At 49.2% G+C, this 13089-nt stretch carries 13 protein-coding genes and 1 pseudogene; 7 read left to right on the forward strand and 7 right to left on the reverse strand.

The features are described from left to right. Positions 1–253: 253 nt before the first annotated feature. Both mgtS and P2W74_RS23805 read left to right on the forward strand, forming a co-directional pair. On the forward strand, positions 254–349 hold the full coding sequence (gene mgtS, locus P2W74_RS12305) for a protein MgtS (protein WP_000901367.1): 96 nt from the start codon (positions 254–256) through the stop codon (positions 347–349). Next, the gene (locus P2W74_RS23805; protein WP_456064463.1) at positions 349–561 is read left to right on the forward strand and encodes a hypothetical protein; all 213 of its coding nucleotides are present in this window, start codon (positions 349–351) and stop codon (positions 559–561) included. The genes mgtS and P2W74_RS23805 overlap by 1 nt, the downstream gene beginning before the upstream one ends. 23 nt (positions 562–584) lie before the next feature. Here the strand turns inward: P2W74_RS23805 and P2W74_RS12310 are convergent, their stop codons facing one another. Further along, positions 585–1523, reverse strand: coding sequence for a diguanylate cyclase (locus P2W74_RS12310; protein WP_276291798.1), 939 nt, complete (start codon positions 1521–1523; stop codon positions 585–587). 508 nt (positions 1524–2031) lie between these two features. Next, positions 2032–2814 (reverse strand): AraC family transcriptional regulator, encoded by a 783-nt coding sequence (locus tag P2W74_RS12315; protein ID WP_276291799.1) that lies wholly within the window; start codon positions 2812–2814, stop codon positions 2032–2034. Positions 2815–2911: 97 nt separating this feature from the next. Here P2W74_RS12315 and P2W74_RS12320 point away from each other — a divergent pair, with 97 nt between their 5' ends. Beyond that, on the forward strand, positions 2912–4057 hold the full coding sequence (locus tag P2W74_RS12320) for a multidrug effflux MFS transporter (protein ID WP_276291800.1): 1146 nt from the start codon (positions 2912–2914) through the stop codon (positions 4055–4057). A gap of 427 nt (positions 4058–4484) precedes the next feature. On the opposite strand, the pseudogene P2W74_RS23605 reads toward P2W74_RS12320, so the two are convergent. Next, positions 4485–4631 (reverse strand): annotated as a pseudogene (locus P2W74_RS23605) (DNA polymerase V subunit UmuC); the annotation flags it as partial. 266 nt (positions 4632–4897) lie between these two features. Between P2W74_RS23605 and P2W74_RS12335 the strand changes: the two are divergent. Beyond that, entirely contained in the window at positions 4898–5269 is a 372-nt protein-coding gene (locus tag P2W74_RS12335; RefSeq protein ID WP_276291801.1) for a hypothetical protein, read from the forward strand. Positions 5270–5287: 18 nt separating this feature from the next. Here P2W74_RS12335 and P2W74_RS12340 read toward each other — a convergent pair whose 3' ends face one another. Together P2W74_RS12340 and dcp are read right to left on the reverse strand one after the other, a co-directional pair. Next, entirely contained in the window at positions 5288–5425 is a 138-nt protein-coding gene (locus P2W74_RS12340) for a hypothetical protein (RefSeq protein ID WP_276291802.1), read from the reverse strand. Positions 5426–5715: 290 nt separating this feature from the next. Beyond that, the gene (dcp, locus tag P2W74_RS12345) at positions 5716–7761 is read right to left on the reverse strand and encodes a peptidyl-dipeptidase Dcp (protein ID WP_276291803.1); all 2046 of its coding nucleotides are present in this window, start codon (positions 7759–7761) and stop codon (positions 5716–5718) included. Between the two features lie 137 nt (positions 7762–7898). Here dcp and ydfG point away from each other — a divergent pair, with 137 nt between their 5' ends. From ydfG to ydfZ, 3 genes are all read left to right on the forward strand, one after another. After that, a complete protein-coding gene (gene ydfG / locus P2W74_RS12350) occupies positions 7899–8645 on the forward strand; it encodes a bifunctional NADP-dependent 3-hydroxy acid dehydrogenase/3-hydroxypropionate dehydrogenase YdfG (RefSeq protein ID WP_276291804.1) in 747 nt (248 codons plus the stop codon). Positions 8646–8731: 86 nt separating this feature from the next. Further along, positions 8732–9418 carry a GntR family transcriptional regulator gene (locus tag P2W74_RS12355; RefSeq protein ID WP_276291805.1) on the forward strand — a complete coding sequence of 229 codons (687 nt, stop codon included), beginning with the start codon at positions 8732–8734 and terminating at the stop codon, positions 9416–9418. 187 nt (positions 9419–9605) lie between these two features. Then, positions 9606–9809, forward strand: coding sequence for a putative selenium delivery protein YdfZ (ydfZ, locus tag P2W74_RS12360; protein WP_192612166.1), 204 nt, complete (start codon positions 9606–9608; stop codon positions 9807–9809). 104 nt (positions 9810–9913) lie between these two features. Here ydfZ and P2W74_RS12365 read toward each other — a convergent pair whose 3' ends face one another. Further along, the gene (locus tag P2W74_RS12365; protein WP_276291806.1) at positions 9914–11380 is read right to left on the reverse strand and encodes a mannitol dehydrogenase family protein; all 1467 of its coding nucleotides are present in this window, start codon (positions 11378–11380) and stop codon (positions 9914–9916) included. A 150-nt stretch (positions 11381–11530) separates the two neighbouring features. After that, a complete protein-coding gene (locus tag P2W74_RS12370; protein WP_276291807.1) occupies positions 11531–13072 on the reverse strand; it encodes an MFS transporter in 1542 nt (513 codons plus the stop codon). Positions 13073–13089: the final 17 nt, after the last annotated feature.

The following is a 13089-nucleotide window of genomic DNA, read 5'->3' on the forward strand; positions in this document are numbered from 1 at the left end:
TTGTGACGTTGTCACTTAAAAAGTGATACGTTGCGATGACCGTGGTCAGCAAATAACGCTGACGGGTTCCTTCTACATGTCGCTATTTTGGTTACCCTTTTTCATATTCTGCGCCCCCTGGCGTTAAAAAACTTACGCTAAATTTGAAATAATCACCTAATTCAGCATTTGTTTAAGTTGATGCTGATAGGATGGATGTTAACGAGATGAAATAAAGGTAGACGAGGAAACACATCAAAACAGGAGACATAATATGCTGGGTAATATGAACGTATTTATGGCGGTACTGGGAATTATTTTATTTTCTGGTTTTCTGGCCGCGTACTTTAGCCACAAATGGGATGACTAATGAACGGAGATAACGCTGCGCCGACATGGCCCCTTGTTGCATCACTGCACAAGGGGCCATTTTTTTACCTGAATAACGGGCAAAAAAAACCGCCGGATGAACCAGCGGTCAATGCTTGCATGGATAGATTTGTGTTTTGCTTTATACGTTATCTGGCAATTCCCTGCGAAGACAACGGATCGCATACACCCTATCACTGCCAATCTCAATGAAGGTTAAACAATACGGAACTAAGTCAGCCAACAACCTGTTTTGTAAAGGTCTGGTGAACGGGTTCACGACGTGTAATCCGGGTGATTTTGTGCTGCTCATCCATGAACATACAGCGATTTCTGCCCGTTTGCTTACCCTCATACATGGCCTGGTCTGAGCGGCCCAACACCACATCCAGAGGTTCTCCAGGCTGCGCGCGGGTCACGCCCCCGGTCACAGTGATGTTAATCTCGCCGCCGGGGTATTGAATGCTGTTCTCGGCGATTAAGTGGCAGATACGCATTCCGGCCTGACACGCCATGTCGTCTGTCTGTGCCCTGATGATGATGATAAATTCTTCACCGCCGTAGCGGTACGCCGTTTCGTCATGCCTGGCCCACGCCGCGAGATTCGCCGCCAGAGTCCGTAACACAACATCGCCAACCAGATGACCATAAGTGTCATTAACGGACTTGAAGCGATCGATATCCAATAAAAACAGATATAAATTAAATGGGCTGGCATCAATAAGCTGGCGGTCAAAAGACTCATCCAGGACACGTCGCCCCGGTAACCCCGTCAATATATCCATATTACTCCGGATATTAAGCAGGTATATTTTGTAGTCCGTCACTGCGGCAGTAAACGCTAATAATGCATTCTGAAAATGCTCAAAATGTTCTGGTAGCCATCTTTTTTCGACAATCGCCAATAGCAAAACACGGCCACTGGCATGCATTTTGGCATGTGCTGCATTTATCTGATAGAGATATCCTGTCTCATCACCGTCACGTGCCGGATGATTATTTAACCATTTACCAAATTCACACAAACAATGTGAATCGGCATTTGAAATCTCTGGCTGAGTTATATCAGCAGAAACCACGCAGCGAAACATTTTGACCAGCCATTTATAATGAGCATCAATAGATTGATTCAGACTCAGTAAAATTATATCTATTTCAGCGGTTTTTCTAATCATCGGTCCTCCTCACTCATACATCCTTGATGTTATAGAGTCTAGCGATAGAAAAACATATTTTTGTCAATTTAATCATAGAAACACCGTCGCGGGACGCAGCCATTTACAACCCTATGATTCTAAACAAAAGCCAGGTAAAAAAAGTAGATAATCCTAAGCCAACAATAAAAATTTCAGGGGATATCCGTCATCATTCTGGTTACCTGCGCGACAATCCGAATTAATACGGGTATATATATCGAAATGGATAGTTCATTTTTCGCCCAAATTATTCACCGCTCAATTATTCAATACTTGTGATATTCATGTCGACAATAATATATCTGTGTCATCGTCCAGGGTTCATGATCGGGTATGACCCCGATCATTCAGAATGAGAATTACTGACTTAATCCGCGAGGTTGCTTTTTAATCGGACAGTACTTACCTCTTAACGAAACGGTCTTGTTTAGATGGAAAGGATGTAATGTAAAATAGAAGTGAGTCATTATTTAATATTGAATGTGTTCTACTCACCTCCGGCTCGCGCCTTATTTGAATAATGTTTTGGTGTTATACCTGTATGCTGACGGAAAAATGCGATAAATGCACTGTCGCTGACAAATTCCAGTTGCTGCGCAATTTGATTTATATTAGCTCCATCAGCAACCAATTCCATTGCCTTCAGCAATCGCCATTGTTGTCTCCAGCTCTGATAATTCATCCCCGTATCTCTGATAAAAATTCGACTAATCGTGCGCTCACATGCACCAACTCGATGCGCCAGTTGGCTCAGTCGTGGAGGTAATTCGCCCCTGCGCACGCTGTCCAGCCATGAGCACAGACGCGGATCTGAGGGAAACTGTAATCTCCAGTTCTCACTACGCGCTGTGTGTAGCTCTTCACTAAATACGGTGATCAGGCTGGCCTGTTGACTCGCAGGCATGTCCCATGACCAAAATGCCATCCGTTCAATGACTTCGTAAAAGAGAGGATTTACCGCTACAACCTGTAATGGCATATCAGGAAATGGCAACGTAGTTGAAAAATACAGCGAGCGGTAAGCCATAACGCCACGCATCATGGCACGATGAACAGTGCCTGCGGGGATCCAGGCAGCACGACGCGGTGGAAGTAAGCATAAGGTTTTTTCCAGCTCAATAGTGATACAACCCGCAGCAGAAAATAGCAATTGATGGCGACGGTGGTTGTGTCGACCAGAATCATGCAGCCCCAGATCGGCTGCAATACCTATTACTGGGGTATCGAAGCTATCTGCGTCAAAAAATTGATCCGGATTAATTTTAGCCATTTGTCCGATATTTTATATATTTAGTCCTTATGATTGTAATGTGACCACTTCCTTTCCGCAATAATGGTATCTATTCCCTCATTATTGAAGCATCGCTATGAATACTATTAACCGGCCACCACTGTGGTTGCTAACTCTGCTGATCATGTTTCCGCAACTCGTGGAAACAATCTACAGCCCGGCGTTACCAAACATTGCTCTTACATTCAATGTGAGCAGTGAACGTACCGCTCAGACACTTTCAGTTTACTTTGTCGCCTTTGCTATTGGCGTAGCACTATGGGGTTGGTTGAGTGATCGCATTGGTAGACGTCTTGCCATGATGTTTGGCCTGACCTGCTATGGGTCAGGAGCCGTGATGGCGATAGTTGCTACAGATTTTAATATGTTGTTATTGGCTCGCATGTTGTCAGCTCTGGGGGCTGCTGCAGGATCTGTCGTGGTGCAGACTATGTTACGGGACAGTTATGAATCCACGAACCTGGCTCGCGTATTTTCTATCATGGGGGCTGCACTGGCAGTCAGTCCGGTGTTTGGTTTGGTGAGCGGGGGCTGGATTGTGAGTATTTACGGTCATATTGGGGTATTTATTGCACTGTCGTTGCTGGCGATATTGCTGCTGGTACTTACTGCCTTTATGCTGCCGGAAACACGGCCGTTAAATACAATCACACCTCGTCTGGGCTGTCTGGCTGTCCGCATGGCGTGTGACAGTTCGCTTTGGCGAAATGCAATGCTGGTTTCACTGTTCAATGCAATGATCTTCAGTTATTACAGCCTGGCACCTTTTCTTTTCGAGCGGTTGGGTTGGGGAGCCAGAGCATTTGGGTGGACGGGATTACTACTGGCGATTGCCTCGCTATCTGGAAGTCTTCTGAACCGGAAGTTACTGGTCACAGGTTTGGAACCTGTGCAATTGGTTCGTTATGCTTGTAGTTTGGCCCTGTTATCCAGTCTTGTCGCATGGATCTTACAGAATTCGCCGTGGATTTTAATGCCTGTTACCGGAGTGGTCGTCGCCTATGGGATTGCGATACCTAATATACTGAGCAATGCTCTACGTCACTATCGGGAGCAAGCGGGAACTGCCGGAGCATTATTCGGATTGACCTACTATTTACTGCTAGGTGTGATGCTGGGAGTCGCTGGTCTGGTACAACAGTTGGGGCTTGTTCTCACAGCCTGCGCGCTGACAGCCTGGTTATGTAAACCCCTTCGCGTATCAGAATTAGCCACTATGTGATGATAGTTAGCCAGGCTCTTAATAGCCGACGCCTTGACTCGCAAATTTGTTTGCCGCGTTGTGTGAATTTACGGGCAATAGCACTGATGTTTGTTCAAGAGTTGAAATCCAGCAACAAGCAAAACTGCGTGACACAGGGAACTGAAAATTTAAGCTTTGAGAAAGCTAACCAGTACCTCGGGCTAGCACTGTGCCAAGTATATTTAAACAACGACTGAGATTTGTTACCGAAATGTCTGGTCTGGATAGAGAGCGTCTACTCAAATGGATAATTGCGTGGTGCGGTCTCTCAACAACAATTTCACTCGACAGCAACGATACAGCATCCACTACATTAGAAGTTGCTGAGCTGGCAATTACCGAATTGGTTCAGTGAACAGACAGTGACGTCTGCTTCTCGCTGTGGGCTGGATACCCTGCCCGGCAAAGTAAAGCGTTCCCCGCCGTCTTTGGTGTTGAGGTGTTTCGTTGGCGCGAATTCTTCCAGCGCCAGGCAGGGTTCTCCGCGTAACTCACGCACCGTTCGCTCCAGCACGACGTTAAAATGTTTACGGATAGAACGGATGTCCGCGTTACAGCCGCGCTGATAAGCTCTATCGGCGCATAGCGACGGGCTAAAATGCGACGTTTTACACGCGCGATCAAAATGCGCTCCTGTCGTTCTTCATTCTTCAGGCGCTGTTCACGGTCTCTTTCCGGGGAACTCTCCCCGACTTCCAGTTCGTCGCCATCCGTAGCGGGTGCTCTGTGATTTTGGGAAGAGGATTGCAATAAATTGTCTTTAAAGTTGATTGGTCACACTGCCGATAATATTCAAACTCATTCAAAAAAGGTCAACTGATGCAAACTGTTAATACTTACAAGGATCTCGCAAAAGCCATAGCGTGCGATTCCAATAAAATTGAAATAACTGGAGATATAACAAAAGGGACCGTGAGAATTGTCACCAGTGGTGCAGTGTCATGGGCTATTGCAATCGGAGCTATTGGAATCGCATACGCTGCAATTGCCATGATCCCTGCATCAGGCGGAACTAGCACCGCCATATCAGCAATTGCTGCTCCTGCAGCAGTAGCGAGCATCGGCGTATCAGCGACTACTGCAGCCATTGCTATTGCAACTGGAGCAGGTTCACTTGCAGTGATTAAAAAATTGAGAGGTTATAGGGTCGAGTCGCATTCTGACGGTAAAGCGATCCTGGTTAAAAAGTAACAACAAATATGCCCATCACTAAGCAAGGCTTAAATAATTTTGCATCGCCAGCGCGTATAACACTACGCCTGGTGTCGCCTCCGGAAACACAGTGGCGAAAGTGATCCCTACCGTAGCGGAGGTCACCCCACGGGCAATTGTGATTGGCTCAGACATCGTTATTCCGTGTATAGAGATCAGGCTTCACGGGCTGGATTTATCAACAAAGCACGTCCGTTAGCCTGAATAAGAAACGCCGCCAGTCGGCAGCCAGATAGATGTGTTAACAATTCATGCGGATTGGTTTATAAATAAAGGTATTACGACAGGGTGTGTGTGAAAGTTAGCGCCATTTCCCCTGCTCATTTTTCAGAATTCAAGAAGTTATTTTGGAGAGATTTTGGGGAAGTAAAATCTCATAAAAAACCGGGCATCGCACCCGGTTCCTTTCCCTACAAGAAAAAGCTTTATCCGTTTAACCCACGATTCTCCAGCATCGAATCAATTCGCGGATCGTGGCCGCACCACTGGCGATAAAGTTGAGCTAAATCAGTGCTATTGCCCCGAGACAAAATCACCTCCCGGAAGCGCTGACCATTTTCTCGTGTTAAGCCGCCCTGTTCGACAAACCACTGATAGCCATCATCCGCCAGCATCTGCGTCCAGAGATAGGCGTAATACCCTGCCGCATAACCTCCGCCAAAAATATGGGCGAAATAAGTACTACGGTATCGCGGCGGCACGGACTGGAGATCGATCTCCTCAGCCGCTAGCGCCTGCGGTTCAAAACTGTCCACGTCCGCGACGGGGGAATCCGCCGACAGGGTATGCCAGCGCATATCCAGTAAGGCAGCACTCAGTAACTCCGTCATGTCATAGCCTTTATTAAACAAGCTCGCCCGGCGCATTTTTTCTTGCAGCGCATCAGGCATTTTTTCTCCCGTTTCAACATGCCGGGCATAACGAGCGAAAACAACAGGATGGCTCGCCCAGTGTTCGTTGATCTGCGACGGGAACTCAACAAAGTCACGTGGCGTATTGGTTCCTGACAGGGTCGCGTAACGCTGGGTTGCAAACAAACCATGCAGCGTATGTCCGAACTCATGGAACAACGTGATCACATCATCCCAGAGTAATAACGCCGGTTGTCCTGCAGACGGTTTTTGATAGTTGCAGACGTTGTAAATGACCGGTCTGGTTTCGTTGAGCGTTGACTGTTCGACGAAGTTGCCCATCCAGGCGCCGCCGCTTTTTGACTCACGCGCGAAGAAATCACCGTAAAACAACGCCAGCCCGACGCCGTCACTTTCGAATATTTCCCAGACGCGGACATCAGGGTGGTAAACCGGGATATCAAAACGCTCAATAAACTTGATGCCAAACAGCTGATTTGCCGCCCAGAAAACGCCCTCGTTCAGGACGGTGTCTAAGGCGAAGTACGGCTTGAGCTGCGTTTCATCTAACGCGAACTTCTCGCGGCGTACCTGCTCGGCATAGAACGCCCAGTCCCACGGCTGCACCGTGAATCCGCCCTGCTGTTGATCAATGATTTTCTGGATCTCTGCCTGTTCATCAAGCGCACGCTGACGCGCGGCGGGAACAATAGCCCGCATAAACGCCAGTGCGGCCTCAGGCGTTTTCGCCATCTGATCGGCAATTTTCCACGCGGCATAATGGGCAAAGCCCAGTAGTTTGGCCTGTTGAGTGCGAATCTCCACCAGACGCAACACAATGGCGCGCGTGTCATTGGCATCATTTTTTTCTGCCCGGTGCCATGCGGCCTTGAAGAGATTTTTCCGGGTCTGTCGGTCGCGCAGCGTGGCGAGCGCCGGTTGCTGCGTGGTGTTGAGCAATGGAATTAGCCAGCGCGCCGAAAGCCCCTTCTCTACGGCGGCATCGGCCGCATGGACGATCTCTTCGGGACTGAAACCGTCAAGCGCGTGAACCGTATCCACCACCAGTCCACCCGATTTATTCGCCGCCAGCAATCGCTGGTTAAACTGGCTTGTCAGCGTCGCTGACTCGGTGTTCAGCCGTTTCAGTTTGTCCTTATCGGCATCACTGAGTTGCGCCCCGGACAGGACGAAGCGCTGATGAATCACCTCCACCAGCCGTAAGGATTCTGCATCCAGTTTCAGCGTTTGACGCTGCTGCCAGACGGCGTCCACGCGCGCAAACAGGGCACCGTTTAGATAGATATCATTCGCCAGCGCGGCAAGCTCGCCGGAAAACGCTTCATCAAGACGTTGCAATTCGTCGTTGGTATGCGCCGCCGTCATGGCGAAAAACACGCTGGTGACGCGCGTCAGCAACGCACCGCTTTGCTCCAGCGCTAAACAGGTATTGGAAAAATCCGCTGCCTCGGGGTTTTGTACAATCGCATCGATTTCTGCGCGTTTTTGCCGCATTCCTTCATCAAAGGCGGGACGGTAATGGCGGTCCTCAATCAGATCAAAACGCGGAGCCTGATACGGCAACACACTGTTACTTAAGAATGGATTTGTTAACGACATCTTTCACTCCCGAAAACGATTTGTTCAATAGAGTAGGCCTCCCTTGAAATGACCGCAATCTCGTTAACCAGGATTACCCCCTAACAGATATCGCGTGCTATGGTAGTACAACACAAAAAGCGTTGAGGAACAGTGAGATGATCGTTTTAGTTACCGGTGCAACGGCAGGCTTTGGTGAGTGCATTACACGTCGTTTTATTGAGAATGGCCATAAAGTGATTGCCACGGGCCGCCGCCAGGAACGCCTTCAGGAGTTAAAAGATGAGCTGGGAGAGAACCTGCTAACGGCACAACTGGATGTGCGTAATCGCGCAGCCATTGAACAAATGCTGGCATCGCTCCCCGCCAACTGGCGCAACATCGATATTCTGGTCAACAACGCTGGGCTGGCTCTCGGGCTTGAACCCGCACACAAAGCCAACGTTGACGACTGGGAAACCATGATCGATACCAACAATAAAGGCTTGATTTATATGACTCGCGCCGTGCTGCCGGGCATGGTTGAGCGTAATCGTGGTCATATCATCAACATTGGCTCTACGGCAGGCAGTTGGCCGTACGCCGGTGGCAACGTCTATGGTGCAACCAAGGCGTTTGTTCGCCAGTTCAGCCTTAACCTGCGCACCGATTTACACGGTACCGCGGTTCGCGTCACGGACGTTGAGCCGGGACTGGTAGGCGGAACCGAGTTCTCAAACGTTCGCTTCAAAGGTGACGATGCGAAAGCGGGCAAAGCCTATGAAAACACAACGGCATTAACCCCCGAAGATGTGACTGAAGCGGTATGGTGGGTGGCCACATTACCCGCTCACGTGAATATCAATACCCTGGAAATGATGCCCGTAACACAATCCTTTGCCGGACTGAGCGTTCATCGAAACTAATTACGCTACCCGGCCTCTGGCCGGGTATAGCCCACGGCAAAAAAATGGTAGAATAACCGGGTTAACTTTCTAAAAAGTAAGAGCGTATGACCGTCGAAACGCAACTCAACCCTACACAGCCGGTAAATCAGCAAATATACCGCATTCTTCGTCGTGACATCGTGCATTGCCTGATTGCACCTGGCACACCGCTTTCTGAAAAAGAAGTTTCTGTACGCTTTAATGTTTCACGCCAGCCCGTGCGGGAAGCGTTTATCAAGCTGGCGGAAAATGGACTGATCCAGATCCGTCCGCAGCGCGGTAGCTATGTGAACAAAATTTCGTTGTCGCAGGTGCAGAATGGGTGTTTTGTCCGTCAGGCGATAGAGTGCGCGGTTGCCCGTCGCGCTGCGTCAATGATGACTGACAGCCAGTGCTATCAGCTGGAACAGAACCTGCATCAGCAGCGTATTGCGATTGATCGTAAACAGCTTAATGATTTCTTCCAGCTTGATGATGAGTTTCACCAGAAACTGGCGACCATTGCTGATTGCCAACTGGCCTGGGACACCATTGAGAATATTAAGGCGACAATTGACCGTGTGCGCTATATGAGCCTCGATCACGTGTCACCGCCTGAGATGCTGCTCAGACAGCATCATGATATTTTTGCCGCGCTCGAAAAGCATGACGCTGACGCCGTTGAACGTGCGATGACTGTCCACCTGCAGGAAATCGGTGGATCCGTACAGCTTATTCGCCAGGAAAACAGCGACTGGTTTAGCGAAGAATAATTCTCCCCCTCACCCCTCACGGGGTGAGTTCTCACTCGTTTTTCTCCCCGCACATCCTTACCAAAAAAGCCGTGAGCTTGATCAAAAACAAAAAAAATCCTTCGCAAGAGGCGTATTTATATGACGCCCGTTACGTGGGACTAAAAGCCCACGGGCTTTGACGGTAAGTTAGAAAGGAGAAAACACCATGATGACATACGATCGTAACCGTAACGCAATCACCACTGGCAGCCGGGTCATGATTAGCGGCACAGGACATACGGGGAAAATTACTTCAATTGATACCGATGGCCTTGATGCAGCACAGATCCGTCGCGGGAAAACCGTGGAAGTTGAAGGTTGTGAGGGTAAGTTTGCGCCCATCGAACTGATTCGTCTCGGCATGAACTAAATGGTGTCAATGCCGCCCCTGGCGGCATTGCAATGATGTTACTGCCGGGAAGCGACACCGCCATTCCCGGCTACATCCAACACATTTCGACGACGTCAGTACGGTTATTTCTGTTTCGCTGCGTACGTTGCAACGGTCGCTTTCGCACCGTCTGCCAACAAAGACAGATACGCGTCAGTCACTTTGCGGGTAAACAGACCTTCATGTGGCAGCTCATTACCGAAGATCGCGTCAATGCCCAGCAACGCCTGAACGCGGCTTTCACCTTCCTGGCTTTCCTGAACCGCTTTCTGAATAACAGGGAGCAGCGGATCGTTTACCTCAATCGCATTGCCCTGCTCGTCCACACCACCGACGTAGCGCATCCAACCTGCAACGCCCAGCGCCAGCAAATCAAAACTGCTGTTATGCGCCAGATGCCAGCGAACAGAGTCCAGCATACGCTGAGGCAGCTTCTGGCTACCGTCCATCGCAATCTGCCAGGTACGGTGGCGCAACGCCGGGTTGCTATAGCGTTCAATCAGTAAGTCGGCGTAACGCTTCAGATCGACGCCTGTCACTTTCAGGGTTGGTGCCTGTTCCTGCAGCATCAACGCACGCGCTGCGAGACGGTAATTTTCGTCTCCCATACAATCATTGATATGCTGATAACCCGCCAGATAGCCAAGGTATGCCAGGAAAGAGTGGCTACCGTTCAGCATGCGCAGCTTCATCTCTTCAAACGGGATGACATCGGCAACCAGTTCGGCACCGGCTTTTTCCCATTCCGGACGCCCTGCTGCAAAATTGTCCTCAATCACCCACTGGCGGAACGGCTCGCACGCCACACCCGCAGGGTCGCGCACACCAGTTAACTGTTCAATTTTGTCCAGCGTATCAGGGGTGACGGCAGGAACGATACGGTCAACCATCGTGGAAGGGAACGTGACGTTTTGTTCGATCCACTGCGCCAGTTCAGCATTAACGGCACGCGCATAAGCCATCACCACATTACGCATCACATGACCGTTCTCAGGCATGTTATCGCAGGACATCACGGTAAATGCAGGCAAACCTGCCGCTTTACGGCGCGCCAGCGCTTCAACAATAACCCCCACCGCGGACTTAGGCTGCTGCGGGTTTTGCAGATCGCCTGCGATCATCGGGTGATCCAGCATCAGTTGCCCTGTCGCCGGAGAATGACAATATCCTTTCTCAGTAATCGTCAGGGACACAATCGCAACCTGCGCCTCGCACATCGCACCCAGCACAGCTTCAAGACCATCGACCTGGGCATGCAGGGCATTTTTCACCACGCCGACAACTCTTGCCGTCCAGGCATCTGCCGACATTTCTGCCACGGTGTACAGGTTATCTTGCTGTTTCAGGTCGGCAATCTGCTGCTCGCCGCCGATCAGGTTGACTTCACAATACCCCCAGTCACTGTTGTGCTCTGCTGCCAGAATATCGGTGTAGACTCCCTGATGCGCACGGTGAAACGCACCAAACCCCAGATGAACAATACGCGGCACCAGTTTGGTGCGATCGTAGTCCGGAAGCGCAGCCTTTGCCGTTAAGAGCTTGTTTTGCATTGTATGACCTACTTTTTAATGAAATCAGGACCGTCTCAGAGTAACGCCTGTATGGTTGTATGTTTTGATTTGAATTAAGCTTTTTGCAATTGGTATGACATCATCTTGAAGTTATGTGACACCCCTGCCTCGCGGCAGGGATGCCTTTTATTAACTCATCGTGATGGTTGAGGTTTTCTTAACGACCGTCTTATCCGTTTCGCACCATAGCGCGTCATAAGAATAGCCAGTCAGATCTTCGACAATGCGGCGGGTTTCAGGATCCACATCCTGCTTCGCACCATTGGCTTTTAAACGATCAATTTCATCGACAAAAATTTTGTGGGTTCGTTTATTCAGATGGAATGTTACCGCCTGCCACATCGCCAGAATTAACAGCCCCGCAGTTCCTGCAAATAGCAGCGTAGCAATGGTATTAACGGCTTGTTCAGGCTGGACCTGACTCCCCTTCACAAATCCTCCACTCTGCAACATCAAACCCACGATGAAAGTCGCGATAGCGACCGTCGTCTTACGGGAGAAGGTCATCACTGCGGCAAACAGACCTTCACGACGTTGGCGGGTGATCATTTCATCAATGTCTGGAATGAACGGGAATACGTTCCATGGGGTGAACTCCAGCACGCAACGCCCCACCTGATACACCGCGGCAAGAACCACCAGCAATGTGACTTTGCTATCCCCCGGGAACTGGTACACCATAAACAGACCGATCAGACACAGCATCATCAATGTGTAGGCAAAAACGTAAAGCCGTGATGGGCCGTATTTAATGATCGCTACCCCTGCCAGAAGTGTGACGGGTAACCCAACGATGCTCATTGACAACAATGTACCTGCCAGTGCTGAAGAAACGTTCAGGCAGTAAACACAGAAAAAGACAAAGACTGTGTTGTAGACATCTTTCGCCGTAAAGGAAAAAAGATAAATGGCCAGATGTTTTCTGAACGCACGCACTTTTAACGTCGAGGCATATTCTTTGAACAGTTGTCCTACCAACGCCACCTTTTCCGCAAGCGTAGTGGGTTGGCTACTGCACTCAAGTTCTGCCAGCATTTCCGGCGTTAAATCACGTTCCCATGTCACCTTCCAGGAAATAAATACGCATACCATGAACATCACCGCAAAGACCACGCCGTTGATAAAATAGGCATTGGGGTCATGTTCCCCGAAATGACCGATTAATAACCCCGGAATGAATGTTGCGAGGAAAGTCCCGGTTGCAGAAAGAAACATACGGCAGGTGGAAAGCTTCGTCCGGCCATTAAAATCTTTTGTCATTTCAGAAGGTAATGTTTCCCATGGAATCAATACCATCGCAGCGATAATTTCAAATGCCAGGTATACTGAAAGGTAGAACCAGAAATTCATTCCAGTCACCCACAGTAAAATATAAACCAGCATTAATGGCGCGCCAATGAGCAAGAAGAAACGTCTTCTGCCAAATTTTTTACCTAGCGCATTTTTATAAAAATGGTCAGTAAAAGAGCCCATAAATAAGCTAACAATCGCATCGACGATCCTTGCAATCGCCACTATCGATGCAGCCTCTACTGGCGACAGCCCGACAAACGTGGTATAGAAAAACAGGAGCCATGCGCCAATAACCGTAAATGCACCGCCTCCCATAATATCTGTCATGCCATAGCCGATACTAGTTGGAATTGTTATTTTTCTATTGGTACGAGTCATGTTCTATCCTCAACAAA

The organism is Citrobacter enshiensis (assembly GCF_029338175.1).
GTDB classification, from domain to species: domain Bacteria; phylum Pseudomonadota; class Gammaproteobacteria; order Enterobacterales; family Enterobacteriaceae; genus Citrobacter_D; species Citrobacter_D enshiensis.